Annotated in this window: 18 protein-coding genes; 14 read left to right on the top strand and 4 right to left on the bottom strand. The window is 62.9% G+C overall.

What is annotated here, in order from left to right:
• The first annotated feature begins 26 nt into the window (after positions 1 to 26).
• The 3 genes from FNB15_RS13035 to FNB15_RS13025 all read left to right on the top strand — a co-directional run bounded on the left by FNB15_RS13035 (position 27) and on the right by FNB15_RS13025 (position 3,186).
• Positions 27 to 1,241 (top strand): ABC transporter substrate-binding protein, encoded by a 1,215-nt coding sequence (locus FNB15_RS13035; RefSeq protein WP_144069119.1) that lies wholly within the window; start codon positions 27 to 29, stop codon positions 1,239 to 1,241.
• A gap of 72 nt (positions 1,242 to 1,313) precedes the next feature.
• A complete protein-coding gene (locus FNB15_RS13030) occupies positions 1,314 to 2,198 on the top strand; it encodes a branched-chain amino acid ABC transporter permease (RefSeq protein ID WP_221932645.1) in 885 nt (294 codons plus the stop codon).
• Positions 2,199 to 2,286: 88 nt separating this feature from the next.
• Positions 2,287 to 3,186 carry a branched-chain amino acid ABC transporter permease gene (locus FNB15_RS13025; protein WP_342777581.1) on the top strand — a complete coding sequence of 300 codons (900 nt, stop codon included), beginning with the start codon at positions 2,287 to 2,289 and terminating at the stop codon, positions 3,184 to 3,186.
• A gap of 377 nt (positions 3,187 to 3,563) precedes the next feature.
• On the opposite strand, the gene rfbB is transcribed toward FNB15_RS13025, so the two are convergent.
• On the bottom strand, positions 3,564 to 4,610 hold the full coding sequence (gene rfbB, locus FNB15_RS13020) for a dTDP-glucose 4,6-dehydratase (RefSeq protein WP_144069117.1): 1,047 nt from the start codon (positions 4,608 to 4,610) through the stop codon (positions 3,564 to 3,566).
• Positions 4,611 to 4,779: 169 nt separating this feature from the next.
• Here rfbB and uvrB point away from each other — a divergent pair, with 169 nt between their 5' ends.
• The 8 genes from uvrB (at position 4,780) to FNB15_RS12980 (ending at position 12,595) form a co-directional block, all read left to right on the top strand.
• Positions 4,780 to 7,011, top strand: coding sequence for an excinuclease ABC subunit UvrB (uvrB, locus tag FNB15_RS13015; RefSeq protein WP_221932644.1), 2,232 nt, complete (start codon positions 4,780 to 4,782; stop codon positions 7,009 to 7,011).
• A complete protein-coding gene (locus FNB15_RS13010; RefSeq protein ID WP_144069115.1) occupies positions 7,011 to 7,799 on the top strand; it encodes an SDR family oxidoreductase in 789 nt (262 codons plus the stop codon). The genes uvrB and FNB15_RS13010 overlap by 1 nt, the downstream gene beginning before the upstream one ends.
• Position 7,800: 1 nt before the next feature.
• A complete protein-coding gene (folB, locus tag FNB15_RS13005) occupies positions 7,801 to 8,229 on the top strand; it encodes a dihydroneopterin aldolase (protein ID WP_144069114.1) in 429 nt (142 codons plus the stop codon).
• 327 nt (positions 8,230 to 8,556) lie between these two features.
• Positions 8,557 to 10,446, top strand: a complete 1,890-nt coding sequence (gene uvrC, locus FNB15_RS13000; protein WP_185973541.1) for an excinuclease ABC subunit UvrC — start codon at positions 8,557 to 8,559, stop codon at positions 10,444 to 10,446.
• A 72-nt stretch (positions 10,447 to 10,518) separates the two neighbouring features.
• Complete coding sequence (gene pgsA / locus FNB15_RS12995) at positions 10,519 to 11,103, top strand: CDP-diacylglycerol--glycerol-3-phosphate 3-phosphatidyltransferase (RefSeq protein WP_144069112.1); 585 nt, start codon at positions 10,519 to 10,521, stop codon at positions 11,101 to 11,103.
• Positions 11,104 to 11,119: 16 nt separating this feature from the next.
• On the top strand, positions 11,120 to 11,371 hold the full coding sequence (gene moaD, locus FNB15_RS12990) for a molybdopterin converting factor subunit 1 (protein ID WP_144069111.1): 252 nt from the start codon (positions 11,120 to 11,122) through the stop codon (positions 11,369 to 11,371).
• Between the two features lie 15 nt (positions 11,372 to 11,386).
• A complete protein-coding gene (locus tag FNB15_RS12985; protein ID WP_144069110.1) occupies positions 11,387 to 11,839 on the top strand; it encodes a molybdenum cofactor biosynthesis protein MoaE in 453 nt (150 codons plus the stop codon).
• 189 nt (positions 11,840 to 12,028) lie between these two features.
• The gene (locus FNB15_RS12980; RefSeq protein WP_144069109.1) at positions 12,029 to 12,595 is read left to right on the top strand and encodes a PAS domain-containing protein; all 567 of its coding nucleotides are present in this window, start codon (positions 12,029 to 12,031) and stop codon (positions 12,593 to 12,595) included.
• A gap of 55 nt (positions 12,596 to 12,650) precedes the next feature.
• Here the strand turns inward: FNB15_RS12980 and FNB15_RS12975 are convergent, their stop codons facing one another.
• On the bottom strand, positions 12,651 to 13,535 hold the full coding sequence (locus tag FNB15_RS12975) for a branched-chain amino acid aminotransferase (RefSeq protein ID WP_144069108.1): 885 nt from the start codon (positions 13,533 to 13,535) through the stop codon (positions 12,651 to 12,653).
• Positions 13,536 to 13,740: 205 nt separating this feature from the next.
• Between FNB15_RS12975 and FNB15_RS12970 the strand changes: the two genes are divergently transcribed.
• The 3 genes from FNB15_RS12970 to FNB15_RS12960 are packed head-to-tail and all read left to right on the top strand — an operon-like array spanning position 13,741 to position 16,258.
• A complete protein-coding gene (locus FNB15_RS12970) occupies positions 13,741 to 14,235 on the top strand; it encodes a MarR family winged helix-turn-helix transcriptional regulator (RefSeq protein WP_144069107.1) in 495 nt (164 codons plus the stop codon).
• A 13-nt stretch (positions 14,236 to 14,248) separates the two neighbouring features.
• A complete protein-coding gene (locus FNB15_RS12965) occupies positions 14,249 to 14,938 on the top strand; it encodes a response regulator (protein ID WP_144069106.1) in 690 nt (229 codons plus the stop codon).
• A 6-nt stretch (positions 14,939 to 14,944) separates the two neighbouring features.
• Positions 14,945 to 16,258 (top strand): ATP-binding protein, encoded by a 1,314-nt coding sequence (locus tag FNB15_RS12960; RefSeq protein ID WP_144069105.1) that lies wholly within the window; start codon positions 14,945 to 14,947, stop codon positions 16,256 to 16,258.
• Between the two features lie 9 nt (positions 16,259 to 16,267).
• On the opposite strand, the gene FNB15_RS12955 is transcribed toward FNB15_RS12960, so the two are convergent.
• Positions 16,268 to 16,711, bottom strand: coding sequence for a DUF2914 domain-containing protein (locus tag FNB15_RS12955; protein ID WP_144069104.1), 444 nt, complete (start codon positions 16,709 to 16,711; stop codon positions 16,268 to 16,270).
• 76 nt (positions 16,712 to 16,787) lie between these two features.
• Complete coding sequence (locus tag FNB15_RS12950; protein ID WP_144069103.1) at positions 16,788 to 17,126, bottom strand: tRNA-binding protein; 339 nt, start codon at positions 17,124 to 17,126, stop codon at positions 16,788 to 16,790.
• Positions 17,127 to 17,144: the final 18 nt, after the last annotated feature.

Genomic DNA, 17,144 nt, shown 5'->3' with positions numbered 1-17,144 from the left:
AGGCAGGTTTAACCAAGGAGGAAACGATGCGTTTTAATACTTTGGCTGTCACTACGGCAGCATTGCTCGCGGCCGGCAGCGCTCATGCGCAATACAGCGGCGGCACGATCAAGATCGGCGTGATGAACGACCAGTCCGGCCTCTATGCCGACGTGTCCGGTCCGGGTGGCACCTGGGCTGCCAAGAAAGCGGTCGAGGATTACGGCGCCGCCGCCAAGGGCCTGAAGGTGGAAGTCGTTTTCGCCGACCACCAGAACAAGCCCGACGTGGGCTCGAACATCGCCCGTCAGTGGTATGACGTTGACGGCGTCGATGTCATCGTTGACGTGCCGACCTCCTCGGTCGCGCTCGCCATCACCCAGATCGCCAAGGAAAAGAACAAGGTGTTCCTCGGCTCCGGTCCGGCCAGTTCCGACCTGACCGGCAAGGCCTGCAACGCCAATTTCATCCACTGGACTTACGACACCTGGGCGCTGGCCAACGGCACCGGCAAGGCCATCGTGCAGACCGGCGGCAAGAGCTGGTACTTCCTGACTGCCGACTATGCCTTCGGCCATGCGCTGGAGAAGGATACCGGCGACGTGGTGAAGAAGAATGGCGGCACGGTTACGGGCGCCGTCCGTCATCCGCTGTCGACCAATGACTTCTCGTCCTTCCTGCTGCAGGCGCAGGCCTCGAAGGCGCAGATCGTCGGTCTCGCCAATGCCGGCGGCGACACCATCAACTCGATCAAGCAGGCGGCTGAATTCGGCATCGTCGAAGGCGGCCAGAAGCTTGCGGGCATGCTGATGTTCATCACCGACGTCCATGCGCTGGGCCTGAAGACTGCCCAGGGCCTGAACTTCACCACCGCCTGGTACTGGGATATGAACGACAACAACCGCGCGTTTGCCAAGGAGTTTGCTGCAGCCAATGGCGGCAAGCATCCGACCATGGTGCAGGCCGGCATCTATTCGTCGGTCATCCATTACCTGAAGGCTGTCGAGGCCATGAAGGCGGATGCCGACGGCGCAGCCGTGGTGGCCAAGATGAAGAGCATCCCGACCGAGGACAAGCTGTTCGGCAAGGGCACCATCCGCGAGGACGGCCGCCACATGCACGACATGTACCTGGTCGAAGTGAAGAAGCCGGGTGAGTCGAAGAAGCCGTGGGATTACGTCACCGTCAAGAAGACCATTCCGGCTGCCGAAGCCTTCCGCCCGCTGGGCGACGGCGATTGCTCGCTGGTCAAGAAGAGCTAATCAGCTCCTGAACTCAGGTGCCGGCCGGGCGACCGGCCGGCACCATTTCGATTTTCTACCGGGGGTCTTCGCATGTTGTTCGAGTTAATCGGCATTCCGCCGCAGGCGTTGTTCGGGCAGCTTCTGCTCGGCCTGATCAATGGTGCCTTTTATGCGATGATGAGTCTCGGCTTGGCCGTGATCTTCGGCCTGCTCAATGTCATCAATTTCACCCATGGTGCCCAGTATATGATGGGCGCCTTTGCCGCCTGGATGCTGCTTGAATGGGCCGGCATTCCTTACTGGGGCGCGCTGGTTCTGGCGCCGCTGATTGTCGGCGCGACCGGTGTTGTGATGGAGAAGCTGCTGCTTAAGCGCCTCTATCATCTGGATCACCTCTACGGCCTGCTGCTCACTTTCGGCCTGGCGCTGATGATCGAGGGTGTCTTCCGCAAGCAGTTCGGTTCGTCGGGCCTGCCCTACGCCAACCCGCTGCCGGGCGGCACACGGCTCGACTTCATGTTCCTGCCCAACTACCGCGCCTGGATTGTGATCGCCTCGCTGGTGATCTGCTTCGGCACCTGGTTCATGATCGAGCGCACCAAGCTCGGCTCCTATCTGCGCGCCGCCACCGAGCGCCCCGACCTGGTGCAGGCTTTCGGCATCAACGTGCCGCGCATGATCACGCTGACCTACGGCTTCGGCGTCGGCCTGGCCGGATTGGCCGGCGTGCTGGCCGCACCTGCCTATAACGTCAGCCCTCTGATGGGCTCCAACCTGATCATCATCGTATTCGCCGTGGTCGTGATCGGCGGTATGGGCTCGATCCTGGGCGCGATCATCACCGGCTTCTCGCTCGGCATCATCGAAGGCCTGACCAAGGTCTTCTACCCGGAAGCCTCCAATACCGTGATCTTCATCGTCATGGCCATTGTGCTGATGGTGAAGCCTGCCGGCCTGTTCGGCACACCCAAGTAAGGACAAGGCCATGAGCACTGCCGTTACCGCCTCCGTCGTGCCAAAGTCCGAGAGCACCAAGCACCGTGAACTGATCGCCTTTGCGGTCATGATCGGCATCGGCCTCGTCGCACCGATCGCGATCTATCCGGTCTTCCTGATGAAGGTGCTGTGCTTCGCGCTGTTCGCCTGCGCCTTCAACCTGCTGATCGGCTATGTCGGCCTGCTGTCGTTCGGCCATGCCATGTTCTTTGGCCTGGCGGCCTATGTCAGCGGCTATTCGGTCAAGGCCTGGGGCTTCTCGCCTGAACTCGGCATCCTGTACGGCACCGCCTGCGGCGCCGTGCTCGGTCTCGTCACCGGCCTGCTGGCCATCCGCCGCCAGGGCATCTACTTCGCCATGGTGACGCTGGCGCTGTCGCAGATGGTGTTCTTCTACTGCCTCCAGGTGAAGTTCACCGGCGGCGAGGACGGCATCCAGGCCATCCCGCGCCGGCCGCTCTTCGGCCTGATCAATATCCAGAACGATCTGACCTTCTACTATGTCGTGCTGGCGATCTTTGCCGGCGCCTTCCTGCTGATCTGGCGCACCGTCAACTCGCCCTTCGGCCAGGTGCTGAAGGCGATCCGCGAGAACGAGCCACGCGCCATCTCGCTCGGTTACCGCGTCGATCATTACAAGCTGCTGGCCTTCGTGCTGTCGGCCGCACTGGCGGGTCTTGCCGGCGCCACCAAGGCGCTGGTCTTCCAGCTCGCCTCGCTGACCGACGTGACCTGGCAGATGTCGGGCGAGGTCGTGCTGATGACGCTGGTCGGCGGCATGGGCACCATTTTCGGCCCGGTGGTCGGTGCTGCCGTGATCATCACCATGCAGAACTACCTCGCCGGCTTCGGCGAATGGGTGCTGGTGATTCAGGGCTTCATCTTCGTGGTCGTCGTGATGGCCTTCCGCAAAGGCATCGTCGGCGAGATCCAGGCCTGGTGGGAGCGCCGGACCAACAAGGCCTAAGCGCAGTTCGCACCCCCAAAAGCAAAACGGCCCGCTTCGGCGGGCCGTTTTCGTTTCATGGCGTCGCGGTCCGGCAGGCTGCCGCCCACGCGGCTACCCTTTCCTCTTATCAGTTATTATGCTAATATTCCCATCATATAAGAACATTTGTTCGCATACTCAAATATGCAACAAAGAGCGGGCCGGCCAAACGGCGCTGCTGTTGGACATCGTGGATCGGGAAATCAATGCCTTGGTACACAAGGCCAAGCACTTACGCGGGATTCTACGGGACAGAACAGGACGAAACGGGACGAAACAGGACGGAACTGGCTCAAACAGGACGAAACTGGCTCGAACTGGCTCCGGACGGGCGCGAACCGGCGGCGGGACAAACCCTAGCCGAGGCCGATGCGCCCGCGGTCATAGGCCTGCCCGGCGCGGCGGCACCACGCCGAATTGTCGAGGTACCACTGGATGGTTGCCTTCAGGCCGGCTTCCAGCGTATGGCCCGGCTTCCAGCCCAGTTCACGCTCGGCCTTGGAAGGATCGATGGCATAGCGCGCATCGTGGCCCGGCCGGTCGGTGACGAAGGCGATCTGCGTCGCATAACTCTTGCCATCCTGCCGCGGCACCAGGCCGTCGAGCACGGCGCAGAGCTTGTGCACCAGGTCGATGTTGCGCTGTTCGCCGCGCGAGCCGATCAGGTAGGTTTCGCCCGACCGGCCTTTTTCCATTGCCATCTGCAGCGCGGCAGCATGATCCTCGACATGAATCCAGTCGCGCACCTGCTCGCCCTTACCATAGATCGGCAGGGTCTTGCCCTCCAGCGCGTTCAGAACGGTGAGCGGGATCAGCTTTTCCGGAAACTGGTAAGGGCCGTAGTTGTTGCCGCAATTGGTGACCATGACCGACAGGCCATAGGTGCGGCCAAAGGCGCGCGCCAGATGATCCGAGGCCGCCTTGCTGGCGGCATAGGGCGAGTTCGGCTTGTAGGAGCTGTTCTCATCAAAATAGCCAGTGTCGCCCAGCTCGCCATAGACCTCGTCGGTCGAGACCTGCAAATGGCGGAACTGGCCCTTCGCGATTCCATCCAGCCCGCGCCAGTGATCCAGCGCCGCCTCCAGCAGCACGAGACTGCCATTCACGTTGGTCTCGATGAATGGCGCCGGGCTGTCGATCGAACGGTCGACATGGCTTTCGGCGGCCAGGTGATAGACCGCCTGCGGCTTCACCCCGGCATAAATGCGCTTGATGGCGGCGCGGTCGCAGATATCGACCTGCTCGAAGCTGTGCAGTTCGGGATGCGGCAGGGCGGCGATATTATCCGGGTTGCCGGCATAGGTCAGCTTGTCGATGGTAACGACGCGGCGCTTCTGCGCATTGAGCCGGCGGACCAGGGCGGAGCCGATGAAGCCGGCGCCGCCGGTAACGATAACGGTCATGGATGCGATCTCCCTGGGCCCCTGTATACCGGAGGGCCCAACGGCCTGGAAGGTCTTGCCAGACTGTGGCAGCAGCAGGGCACCGGAACGTCCTTTGGGCGCATTCCGTGCCGATTCCGGGGCCATCGGCGCCTTGGCGGCAGGCCCATCCCGCCCCATATTGGCAGCCATGAGCCAGAGCCCCGTGATCCAGAGTGTGGAGCGCCAGATCGAGGATCCGGATCGGTTCGCCGATGCCAATTTCCCCGATTTCGTGCCGCACCGCCCGCCCCGCCCGGACAAGAGCGAAGGCGGCATTGCCTATGACTTGCAGGCCCCCTACGAACCCAAGGGCGACCAGCCGACCGCCATTGCCGAACTGACCGAAGGCGTTTTGAACGACGAACGCGACCAGGTTCTGCTGGGTGTCACCGGTTCGGGCAAGACCTTCACCATGGCGCAGATCATTGCGCGCTCCGGTAGGCCTGCCCTGATCCTGGCGCCGAACAAGACGCTGGCCGCGCAGCTGTACGGTGAGATGAAGGCGTTCTTCCCCAACAATGCGGTGGAATACTTCGTCTCCTATTACGACTATTACCAGCCTGAAGCCTATGTGGCGCGCAGCGACACCTACATCGAGAAAGACTCCTCGGTTAACGAGCAGATCGACCGCATGCGCCACTCGGCCACGCGTGCCCTGCTCGAACGCGATGACGTGATCATCGTCGCCTCGGTCTCCTGCATCTACGGTATCGGCTCGGTCGAGACCTATTCCGAGATGACGCTGAATCTCAAGGCCGGCGATCGCATCGACCGCGATACCTTGCTGCGCCGTCTGGTCGAGCTGCAGTATCGCCGCAACGACACGGCCTTTGCCCGTGGCGCTTTCCGTGTGCGTGGTGATGGCGTGGAAATCTTCCCCTCGCATATGGAAGACCGCGCCTGGCGCCTGTCGCTGTTCGGCGACGAACTGGAAAGCATCGTTGAATTCGATCCGCTGACTGGCCACAAGACCGACGCGATCCAGGCCGTGAAGCTGTACGCCAACAGCCACTATGTGACGCCCAAGCCGACGCTGAATCAGGCCATCGAGCAGATCAAGGCGGATTTGCGTGTCCGCCTCGACCAGCTGATGAAGATGGGCCGTCTGGTGGAAGCCCAGCGGCTGGAGCAGCGCACCAGTTTCGACCTCGAGATGATGGTGGCGACCGGCGCCTGCGCCGGCATCGAAAACTATTCGCGCTATCTCACCGGCCGCGGACCAGGCGCGCCGCCGCCGACACTGTTTGAATACCTGCCCGACAACGCGCTGCTGTTTGTCGACGAAAGCCATGTCACCGTGCCGCAGATTGGTGGCATGTTCCGCGGCGACTTCCGGCGCAAGGCGACGCTGGCCGAATACGGCTTCCGCCTGCCATCCTGCATCGACAACCGGCCGCTGCGTTTCAAGGAATGGGAGCAGCTGCGGCCGCAGAGCGTGTTCGTCTCGGCCACGCCGGGCAAATGGGAAATGGAACGCACCGGCGGTGTCTTCTCCGAACAGGTGATCCGCCCCACCGGGCTTATAGATCCGGTGACCGAGATCCGCCCGGTCGAGCATCAGGTCGACGATCTGCTGGCCGAATGCAAGGAGATGGTGAAAAAAGGCCACCGCGTGCTGGTGACCACCCTGACCAAGCGCATGTCGGAAGACCTTACCGAATACATGACCGAAGTCGGCCTCAAGGTGCGTTACCTGCATTCGGACATCGAAACGCTGGAGCGTATCGAGATTCTGCGCGACCTGCGGCTGGGCGTGTTCGACATCCTGATCGGCATCAACCTGCTGCGCGAGGGCCTGGATATTCCGGAATGCGCACTGGTCGCCATCCTGGATGCCGACAAGGAAGGCTTCCTGCGCTCGGAAACCTCGCTGATCCAGACGATTGGCCGCGCCGCACGCAACGTCGAGGGCCGCGCGATCCTGTATGCCGACAAGATCACGAACAGCATGAAGCGCGCGCTCGACGAGACCGCGCGCCGCCGTGCGAAGCAGCAGACCTATAACGAAGAGAACGGCATCACGCCCGAAAGCATCAAGAAGCAGATCGGCGACATCCTGCAGTCGGTGTACGAGCAGGATCATTTCACCGTCGATGCCGGCGCCGCCAGCGGCGGCCATCTCGTCGGCAACAATCTGAAGGCCCATCTCGACGACCTTGAGAAACGCATGCAGGAAGCGGCCGGCAATCTCGAATTCGAGGAAGCCGCGCGCCTGCGCGACGAGATCAAGCGGCTGGAAATGAACGAACTGGAAATCACCATCCAGAACCGCAGGCCAGCCGGCTTCTCTGAAGATGCCGCCAAGGCACCGCGCCCTGCCGGACGCTCCACCGGTGGCCGCGCCGGTTCGCGCCGTGCCTATCGCGGAAGCAAGCGCTGATGGCTGTTTCCTCAAAAGCCCCGACTGCCCTGGTCACCGGCGCCGGCCGCCGCATCGGCCGCGCCATCGCACTGCATCTGGCCGGTCGCGGCTATCGTATCGCCGTGCATTGCAACCGCTCACGCGACGAGGCCGACGCTGTCGCGCGCGAGATCGTGCAGACCGGCGGCCATGCTGCCGTCGTGCAGGCCGACCTGTCGGATCATGCGGCCGTCTCGGGTCTGGTGGCACAAGCATCCGCTGCGCTCGGCGCGCTGTCGCTGCTGGTCAACAATGCCTCGCTGTTCGTCTACGACCATGTCGAAACCGCCACCGAGCAGAGCTGGGACAGCCACCTGGATGCCAACCTGAAGGCGCCGTTCTTCCTGTCGCAGGCTTTCGCTGCACAGCTGCCTGAGGGGACGCCCGGCAACATTATCAACATGGTCGATATGCGGGTCTGGCGCCTGACCCCGCATTTCGCCTCCTATACGGTGTCCAAGGCCGGGCTGTGGACCCTGACCCAGACGCTGGCCATGGCGCTGGCACCCCATATCCGGGTCAATGCCATCGGCCCCGGCCCGGTCCTGCCTAGCCCGCACCAGACCGAGGACCAGTTCCGCAAGCAATGGGAAAGCACGCCGCTGCACCGGGGCGCCGAACCAGGCGAGATTGCCGCAGCCATCGGTTTCCTGCTTGACGCTCCGGCCGTGACGGGCCAGATGATCGCCCTGGATGGCGGCCAGCATCTGCCCTGGCAACAACCCGGCGGGCCGCTGCCTGTCGCCCGGATCGCGCTGGAGGACTGACATGACAATCCATGATCGCGCCCGCGCCGCATGGGCCGAAATCCCGGTCCCCGCGATCACCGAAGCCAGCCGTCCGGCGCGGCGCGTCTTCGTACGCGACCTGCTGCTGGACGCCCTGATCGGCGTCTATCCGGAGGAACTGACCAGGGCCCAGAAAGTCCTGATCAATATGGATCTCTGGGTGGCCGAAACGCCGGGCCAGCCGCCACGCTCCTATGCCGAGGTGGTCTGCTACGACAACCTGGTGCAGCGGACCAAAGCGTTGCTGGCCGAGGGCCATGTCGGCCTGGTCGAAACCCTGGCTGAACGGCTGGCCGGCCTGTGCCTGGATGATCCCCGCGTGCTGCGCACCCGCGTGCGGGTGGAAAAGCCGGATGCGATTGCCGAGGCAGCCGGCGTGGGCGTGGAAATCGAACGCCGCCGCGGCTGACGATTCACCCCTCAGGGCGATCGAACTAGCGCTTGACTCTGCGGGGCGTTTCCTGTTGCCGGCGAGGTTGTCCACAGGGCTGCAGGGCGAGTCGAAATGGCTCTCAGTCCTGGATTCGCGACGCCGCTTGTTGTGGATAACTCGACTTTCTCTTTATGCGTCAGTTCATTATCAAAAATCCCGCCGCACTACGCAGAAGCGTATTGAATTTCGGCCCGCTACAGCGCGACGATACAGCCGATGTTTCCCCACACAGTTATCCACAGCCTTGGGATGCTTTTGTCAACGTCGTGCAATCATTAGGTTTTTGTCAGTAAGGTGATGCGTATGAGTGAAGACCCCACCGCCGAACCACAGCCCGGGCTGTTGCCTGCTGAGATCGGCGCGGCGGTCATCCAGCGCCATCTTGCAACACTACCGATGGGTCCCGGCGTGTATCGCATGCTCGATGCACGCGGTGACGTCCTCTACATCGGCAAGGCCCGGTCGCTGCGCAAGCGCGTCACCTCCTACACAAAGTTGCAGGGCCTGACGATCCGCATCCAGCGCATGGTGCGACAGGTCTGCTCGGTTGAGGTCACCACCACCCACACCGAAGCCGAAGCGCTGCTGCTGGAAGCCAACCTCGTCAAGCAGGTGCAGCCGCCCTTCAACGTGCTGCTGAAGGACGACAAGTCCTTTCCCTATATCCTGGTGGCACACGACCATCCCTACCCGGCCATCACCAAGCATCGCGGCGCCCGCGACGTCCCAGGCGACTATTTCGGGCCGTTTGCCTCGACCGGCGCCGTGCATGTGACACTGAACGCGATGTCGCGTGCCTTTCCGCTGCGCAGTTGCAGCGACAGCGAGTTCGCCGGCCGCAGCCGCCCATGCCTTCAGTACCAAATCAAACGTTGCACAGCTCCCTGCGTCGGCCGCATCAGCGAAACCGACTATATGAAGGTGGTGGACGACGCGCGCGGTTTCCTGTCGGGCAAGAACCGTCAGGTGCTGGATATCTGGCAGGGCCGCATGCAGCAGGCCGCTGACCAGCGCGACTATGAAACCGCCGCCGAACTGCGCGACCGCATCCGCGCGCTGGCACACATCACCCAGAAGCAGGACATCAACCTGAGTGACATCGAAAATGCCGATGTCATCGCCGTGCATGACGAGGGCGGGTTGGTCTGCGTCCAGATATTCTTCTTCCGCGCCGGACAGAATTTCGGCAATCGCTCGTACTTCCCGGCCCACACCCGCGATGTCGAAATCAGCGAGGTGCTCGACGCCTTCATCGGGCAGTTCTATGCCCAACGCGAGGCGCCGCGCCTGATCCTGCTCAGTAACCCGGTCGAGAATGCCGACCTGATCGAGGAAGCCCTGAGCAACCATAGCGGCCACAAGGTGGAGCTGCATGTGCCCCAGCGCGGCACCAAGCGCGATCTGGTCGATTATGCCGTCACCAATGCCCGCGATGCCCTGCGCCGCCGGCTGGCCGAGGCCGCATCGCAGCAGCAGCTTTTACAGGGCGTGGCTGAACTGTTCGGCCTGGACGCACCGCCACAGCGGATCGAGGTCTACGACAACAGCCATATCATGGGTCGCCATGCCGTGGGCGGCATGATCGTCGCCGGCCCGGAAGGCCTGCGGAAAAATGCCTATCGCAAGTTCAACATCAAGGGCGAGGACCTCGTGCCGGGTGACGATTACGGCATGATGCGCGAGGTGCTGACCCGCCGCTTCCAGCGCCTGCTGAAAGAAGATGCCGAGGACGAAAATGCCGCCGACTGGCCCGACCTGCTGCTGATTGACGGCGGCAAAGGCCAACTCGCCGCCGTGCTTCAGGTGATGCAGGAGCTCGGAGTCGAGGATGTGCCGGTGGTCGGCATCGCCAAGGGGCCGGAACGTAATGCGGGGCGCGAGCAGTTCTTCCTGCCCGGTCGCGAGCCGTTCATGCTGGAGCCGCGCCACCCTGTGTTGTTTTTCCTGCAACGGCTGCGCGACGAAGCGCACCGCTTCGCCATCGGCACGCACCGCACCAAGCGCGCCAAGGACCAAATCCGCTCGCCGCTCGACGAGATCGCGGGAATCGGTGCCGCCCGCAAGAAAGCCCTGCTGCTGCATTTCGGCTCGGCCAAGGCGGTGTCGCGTGCCGGGCTGGCCGATCTGGAAGCCGTACCCGGCATCAGCGAAGCCGTCGCAAAAAAGATTTATGACCACTTCCACGGCGGCTGAACCGCATTCGCACTGCAGCAGACCGCGGCCCGGCTCTGGCCCTGCCCGGCGGCATGCGATAGCTTTTCAGACATGCTGAACAGCCTGCCGAATATCCTGACCGTATCGCGCATCCTGGCGATTCCAGCCATTTGCGCGGCCTTCTACCTGCCTGGTGCCTGGAGCGCCTGGGTGCCGCTGGCGCTGTTTGCACTGGCCGGAATCACCGACTGGTTCGACGGCTATCTGGCCCGCAAATGGGGGCAGATGTCCGACCTGGGTCGCTTCCTCGATCCGGTCGCCGACAAGCTGCTGGTCGCTGCCGTGATCATAATGCTGATCGCCTTCGAACGGATCGACCGTATCACCTGTCTTGCCGCAGTCGTCATCATGTGCCGCGAAGTGACCGTGACTGGCCTGCGTGAATTCCTTGCCGAACTGCGCGTGAAGGTGCCGGTGTCGGCGCTGGCCAAGTGGAAGACGACGGTTCAGTTGATCGCGCTTGGCATTCTCATTGTCGGCGACTACGGCCCGGCCTTCCTGCATATCCGCCTCGTCGGCGAGATCGGCCTGTGGGTTGCCGCCGTCCTGACGCTCTACACCGGCTGGGATTACCTGCAGACTGGTCTGCGCCACATGGCGGCTGACGACCGCCCCCCCTCCAAGGGCGCGGATTGATGCCAAAGGGCGAGCGATGAAGGTGCTGTATTTCGCCCTGCTGCGCGAACGTATCGGCGTGCCGGAGGAAACCGTATCGCCGCCCGCCGAGGTGCGCACAGTCGCCGAACTGGTGACCTGGCTGCGCGGCCGCAGCGAACAGCATGATGCGGCACTGGCGAATCCCGCCATGGTCCGCGTCGCCGTGAATCAGGATTACGCCCAGCCGGGCGATGCCGTGCGGCCGGGCGACGAAATCGCCTTTTTCCCGCCGGTCACCGGCGGCTGACGCCGGAGTCGTGCCATGACTGTGAGAGTACAGCTCGAGGACTTCGATACCGCCCACGAACTGGACCGTATGACCGCCGGCCAGACGCAGATCGGCGCTGTCGTCACCTTCACCGGCCTGGTACGCGATTTTGCCAATCCCGCCACCGTTCAGCGGATGACGCTCGAACACTATCCGGGCATGACCCAACGTCAGCTCGAAGCCATCGTGGCCGAGGCGCGGCAACGATGGCCGCTGGATGACTGCCTTGTCGTCCACCGCTATGGCGAGCTCGTGCCGGGTGACCGGATCGTTCTGGTGATCACAGCCTCGGCCCACCGCCAGGCCGCGTTCGAAGCCAGCGCGTTCCTGGTCGACTGGCTGAAGACCAAAGCCCCCTTCTGGAAACTGGAAGAAGACGGCGGCCAACGTCGCTGGGTCGAAGCTAAGGCCAGCGACGACGAAGCCGCATCCCGCTGGAATCGCTGACATACGGTGGTACTACTAGCGGCCTGATGCGCCCCAACGCTGCTGAATTGCAATTTACTGCTGCTATTGTGTGCGGCATTTCCTTGCTGCAGGCTGGCTTCGTAGAATAGCCTGACCGGACTGGTCAGTGTTCGCATTGCAGACCAGCAGCCGTTGCCATTTCACCGCTTGCGAGTACACCATCTCAGCATGTCGTCGTCAGATCCGAATGTTCCCCAAACCGAGGTGATCTCCTCGGTCGCCCCGGACCGGATCCGCAGCAAATCGCTGCGCAATCTGTTGGGCTATTGGGAGGCCAAGGAGAATTATCTCGGCCGCCTGCCCGCGCGCGCCGACCTGCAGCCCGACGAGATGGTGCCTTTCCTGCCCTTCGTCGCCCTGATCAATGTGCAGACAGGCAATCCGCGCTTCCAGTTCCGCCTGGTCGGCACCGGCATCGTTGGCTCGATGGGCCGCGAAACCACCAACCGCCAGGTCGATGAAAACCTGTTCGGCGCCAATGCCGTGGTGGTGGAGAACTTCTTCGGCATTCCGCTCGACACCCGCGGGCCGGCCTATGCCGCCGGCAAATACACGGTTGCGCCAAGCGGTCGCATGCTCGGCTTTGAAACCCTGCTGCTGCCGCTCTCCACCGACGGCACCGCTATCGACATGCTGCTGGGTGGCCTGGTCGGCGAGCGCATCCAGCGCGATGAGCAGATTTGCGGATTCCAGTACGATTACTACTGCCCTGTCGTGCAAACGGCCACGCGCTGAGCGCGTGGCCGTTCGTTGAAGCCCGGAAACTGCAGACGGCCCGGGCTGTCTTTTTCTAGGCCGCCTTTTTCGCGCGCGTCGCCAGATCGAATTCACCCAGCAGCGCCTGGCAGATCTTGCCCGGCGTGAACTTGTAGGGGCCGATCTCGGACACCGGCGTCACTTCAGCAGCCGTGCCGGTCAGGAAGCATTCATCGAAGCCGGCCATTTCCTCGGGCTGCATCGGACGCTCGATCACCTCGATGCCGCGCCCCTTGGCCATGGCGATCACGGCGCGCCGGGTGATGCCGTCGAGGAAGCAATCCGGCGTCGGCGTGTGCAGCTTGCCGTCCTTGGCAAAGAAAATGTTGGCGCCAGTGGCCTCGGCAATCTGGCCGCGCCAGTCGAGCATCAGGGCATCCTGATAGCCTTCACGCTCGGCCTTGTGCTTGGACAGCGTGCAGATCATGTACAGGCCGACTGCCTTCGCCTTGGTCGGGGCCGTGTTCGGCGCCGGGCGGCGCCAGTCGCTGATCTGCAGCCGCAGGCCTTTCATCTTGGCTTCCGGTGAGAAGTAGCTCGGCCATTCCCACACGGCGATGGCGACATGGATTTTGTTCTGCTGCGCCGAAACGCCCATCATCTCCGACCCGCGCCAGGCGATCGGACGGATGTAGCAATCCGCCATCTTGTTGGCAGCCACGGTCTCGCGGGTGGCCCGGTCGATCTCCTCGACCGAATAGGGGATGGTGAAATCCAGCAACTTGCCGGAATCGATCAGGCGCTGGCTGTGTTCGGTCAGGTGAAAGACCTCCCCGCCATAGGCCCGCTCGCCTTCGAAAACGGCCGAGGCGTAATGCAGGCCGTGGGTCAGGACATGCAGCTTGGCATCCCGGAACGGGACCAGCTTGCCATCGAGCCAGATCAGGCCGTCGCGATCATCATACGGAAGCAGGGACATGGAGCATTCCTCCTCAGGCGAAACGAGCGATAAGCATTATTATTACCTTTGAGCGGGCACAGGGGTAACAATATGATCGAATTATGTCAATACTACTGACATAATTTTCGCGATGGCCACTCGCCCCGCCTGTTCGCGGCAATTATGGCCGATATTGTACTAGTTGGCTTGAAGCCCGCTATCCCTTTGGTCCATATAGACGATCATGACCGACCTGAAATCGCTGGCCAATCCCCTTTTCCTCCGCGAAGACGAGCTTCGCCAGGCCATCGAGTTGCTGTTTTACGCCTATCGTGACTTTACCCGCGGCCCGGACGAAATCCTGGACCGCTATGGCTTCGGCCGGGCGCATCACCGGGCGCTGCACTTCATTGGCGGCAATCCTGGCATCACCGTGGCCGAACTGCTGGCCATCCTGCGCATCACCAAGCAGAGCCTGTCTCGCGTGCTGTCGGCGATGATCGAAGGCGGCTTCGTGCGCCAGCAGCAGGGCACGCGCGATCGCCGCCAGCGCCAGCTGTTCCTCACCGACCAGGGCAAACATCTGGAACGTCAAATCGCTACAGTGCAGCAGGCCAAGGTGGCCGAAGCCTATCGCGAGGCCGGCGCCGAAGCAGTGGCCGGTTATCGCAAGGTTCTGTCCGGCCTGATCGATGCACAGGAACGCCCGGCGATCCTGCGCGCGATCCAGCGGCGCTGAGGTTCGATACACCATGGATCTCGGCGAGCCCCATATTCTTGTCGTCGACGACGATGAGCGCATCCGTACCCTGCTGGTGCGTTACCTGACCGGCCAGAATTATCGCGTCACCAGCGCAGAAGATGCTGCCGACGCCGCCGACAAGCTTGCCTCCGTCAGTTTCGACCTGCTGATCGTCGATGTGATGATGCCGGGGCAAAACGGCTTCGACTTCGTGCAGGATCTGCGCAAGCGCGGCAATGCCGTACCGGTGATCCTGCTGACCGCGCGGGGCGAGGCGGAAGACCGCATCAAGGGCCTGGAAACCGGCGCCGACGACTACCTGCCGAAACCGTTTGAGCCGCGCGAACTGACGCTGCGCATCAATGCGATCCTGAAGCGTGCTGCCCGCCCCGCGCCGGTACCGCCGACAATCGCCACCCGATTCGGCGATTTCAGCTTCGATGCCGTGCGCGGCGAACTGACGCGCGGCGACGAGCTTGTTCCTCTCACCACCGGCGAAGCACAACTGCTGCGCATTCTGGCCCGCAGTCCGGGCCAGACAGTGCCACGCGCCGCATTGGCCGATCCGGCGACGACCGGCGAAAGTCGAGCCGTGGACGTGCAGATCACCCGACTGCGTCGCAAGATCGAAACCGACCCGCGCAATCCGCGTTTCCTGCAAACCGTCTGGGGCGAAGGCTATGTGCTCTGGACTGAATAGCAGCGCATGACCGTGTTCAAGCGCCTGTTGCCGCGCAGCCTGTTCGGCCGCTGGCTGGTGCTGCTGGTTGCTCCGGTCGTGGTGCTGCAGGCGCTGCTGACCTATATTTTCTACGAACGCCACTGGGATGCCGTGACGCGCCGTCTGGGCCTCGGCCTCGCCGGCGAGATCTCCGTGGTGATCGCGACGCGTGAGAACAATAGCGACCCCGCCGTGCTGGCCGACCTGATGTGGCAGATGGACCGGGCTCTGGAAATCGACATCACCTTCGAACCCGACAGGGATTTCCCCGCCAATATCCCGGCGCCGCGGCGCTATTCGATCCTCGACCGCATGCTGGCACAGGCACTCAGCGAGCGTGTTTCACAGCCTTACATGATCGACACCCAGCGCAACGACCGCACCGTGGTGATCTATGTGAAGCTGCCGGATGCACTGATGACGGTGACGGCGCCGGAGAATCGCATCTTCTCGACCAGCACCTATGCTTTCGTGCTGTGGATGGCGGCCGCCTCCGTCGTGCTGCTCGGCATCGCCGTGCTGTTCCTGCGCAACCAGATTAAGCCGATCCGTCGTCTGGCCGAGGCAGCGGACGCCTTCGGCAAAGGCCGTGATATCGCCGACTTCCGCCCTGCCGGCGCCGAGGAAGTTCGTGCCGCCTCTCGCGCCTTCCTGGCCATGCGCGACCGTATCCGTCGCCATATCCGCGAACGGACTGAAATGCTGGCGGGCGTCAGCCACGATCTGCGCACCCCGCTGACCCGCATGAAGCTGCAGTTGTCGATGATGCCGGCCGATCCTGAAGTCGATGAACTGAAGCGCGACATCGACGAAATGGAAAAGATGGTGGGGGCCTATCTGGCGTTTGCACGCGGTCAGAGCGAACAGCCCGCCGAGCCAACCGATCTGGGCAACCTGATCGCTGAACTGGCAGACGATGTGCGCCGGCGCGGCCGCGAATTGCAGATCGATATCGAATCCAATCTCACCCTGCCGCTGCGCCGACTGAGCTTCAAACGGGCGCTGTCAAACCTGATCGAAAACGGGCTGCGATTTGGCCGGCGCGTGCAGCTGAGCGTGACACGGATGGCGAACCGGGTGGAAATCCGGATCGAGGATGACGGACCTGGTCTGCCGGAAAAGGAACGGCACAAGGTGTTTCGTCCCTTTTATCGCCTGGACCAGGCCCGCCATGGCAGCGGCAATGTCGGACTGGGCCTGACCATCGCGCGCGACGCGGTATTGGCGCATGGCGGCGAGATTGCGCTGGGTCAGTCGCCGATGGGCGGCCTGATGGTGACGATCAGATTGCCGGTCTGACGACCGGCTTCAGTTTTCCGCAGGCTTCGGCGGTTCGGCGACGGTGAAGCGGCGCTCGGCCTGCAGGCGGCCATCGCTATCTTTCAGCTGCACCACCCAGTCACCCGGGAAAATGCGCGACTGCGACCAGATGCGCCAGTTGCGGCTGACATCGACACGCGCCTTGGAACGCCCGACTTCCTGATCGTTGCGCATCCAGTGAAACCAGAAGGTCTCGCCGGCGCGTACCTGCGTGCAGTCGAGACGCGCAAAACCATAGGCGCGTTCGGTGCCGACCGGATAGTTGCCCTCGACCGCGCCCTGCGGCTCGAGATTGCTCACCAGGTTGGTGAGGATGAACTGCCGCACCACACAGTCGTGGTCCTGCGCCGCAGCAGGACGGCCGGCAACGCCGAACGTCGCGCTGGCGACTGCGAGAGAGGTGAGAAACGCGAAACGGATTTTTCTTGTCATTGGGCTGGTTCCTGAGCCGGGATTGTCGACTCAGGCCAAGGTCCGGTCAATACACACAGAGTCGGGGTGGACAGGGTCAGTATAGACGCCCGCCATCCGGCACCGGCTGGCCGGGCCCGAGCAGTACGACCTGATGGTCGGCATCAGGCACGCCAAGCACCAGTATCTCCGACATGAAGGCGCCGATCTGGCGCGGCGGGAAATTTACCACCGCAATCACCTGACGACCGATCAGGCCTTCGGGCGTGTAGTGCTTCGTGAGCTGCGCCGAAGATTTCTTCACCCCCAGGGGCGAACCGAAATCGACCCAGACCTTGATCGCGGGCTTGCGCGCCTCAGGATACGGCTCGGCGCGAACCACCGTGCCAACGCGAATATCGACCTTCTGAAAATCATCGTAGGTGATCTCGGCCATCGCGGTCTCCCATCTGCA

It is taken from the genome of Ferrovibrio terrae (genome assembly GCF_007197755.1).
Lineage (GTDB): Bacteria > Pseudomonadota > Alphaproteobacteria > Ferrovibrionales > Ferrovibrionaceae > Ferrovibrio > Ferrovibrio terrae.
The sequence above is the reverse complement of the archived record's forward strand: the minus strand, read 5'-3'. Positions and strand labels throughout refer to the sequence as shown.

Coding starts and splice junctions, on each gene's coding strand:
- FNB15_RS13035 (WP_144069119.1), top strand. CDS start 27: ATGCGTTTTAATACTTTGGCTGTCACTACGGCAGCATTGCTCGCGGCC.
- FNB15_RS13030 (WP_221932645.1), top strand. CDS start 1,314: ATGTTGTTCGAGTTAATCGGCATTCCGCCGCAGGCGTTGTTCGGGCAG.
- FNB15_RS13025 (WP_342777581.1), top strand. CDS start 2,287: ATGATCGGCATCGGCCTCGTCGCACCGATCGCGATCTATCCGGTCTTC.
- rfbB (WP_144069117.1), bottom strand. CDS start 4,610: ATGACCGTTATCGTTACCGGCGGCGCCGGCTTCATCGGCTCCGCCCTG.
- uvrB (WP_221932644.1), top strand. CDS start 4,780: ATGAGCCAGAGCCCCGTGATCCAGAGTGTGGAGCGCCAGATCGAGGAT.
- FNB15_RS13010 (WP_144069115.1), top strand. CDS start 7,011: ATGGCTGTTTCCTCAAAAGCCCCGACTGCCCTGGTCACCGGCGCCGGC.
- folB (WP_144069114.1), top strand. CDS start 7,801: ATGACAATCCATGATCGCGCCCGCGCCGCATGGGCCGAAATCCCGGTC.
- uvrC (WP_185973541.1), top strand. CDS start 8,557: ATGAGTGAAGACCCCACCGCCGAACCACAGCCCGGGCTGTTGCCTGCT.
- pgsA (WP_144069112.1), top strand. CDS start 10,519: ATGCTGAACAGCCTGCCGAATATCCTGACCGTATCGCGCATCCTGGCG.
- moaD (WP_144069111.1), top strand. CDS start 11,120: ATGAAGGTGCTGTATTTCGCCCTGCTGCGCGAACGTATCGGCGTGCCG.
- FNB15_RS12985 (WP_144069110.1), top strand. CDS start 11,387: ATGACTGTGAGAGTACAGCTCGAGGACTTCGATACCGCCCACGAACTG.
- FNB15_RS12980 (WP_144069109.1), top strand. CDS start 12,029: ATGTCGTCGTCAGATCCGAATGTTCCCCAAACCGAGGTGATCTCCTCG.
- FNB15_RS12975 (WP_144069108.1), bottom strand. CDS start 13,535: ATGTCCCTGCTTCCGTATGATGATCGCGACGGCCTGATCTGGCTCGAT.
- FNB15_RS12970 (WP_144069107.1), top strand. CDS start 13,741: ATGACCGACCTGAAATCGCTGGCCAATCCCCTTTTCCTCCGCGAAGAC.
- FNB15_RS12965 (WP_144069106.1), top strand. CDS start 14,249: ATGGATCTCGGCGAGCCCCATATTCTTGTCGTCGACGACGATGAGCGC.
- FNB15_RS12960 (WP_144069105.1), top strand. CDS start 14,945: ATGACCGTGTTCAAGCGCCTGTTGCCGCGCAGCCTGTTCGGCCGCTGG.
- FNB15_RS12955 (WP_144069104.1), bottom strand. CDS start 16,711: ATGACAAGAAAAATCCGTTTCGCGTTTCTCACCTCTCTCGCAGTCGCC.
- FNB15_RS12950 (WP_144069103.1), bottom strand. CDS start 17,126: ATGGCCGAGATCACCTACGATGATTTTCAGAAGGTCGATATTCGCGTT.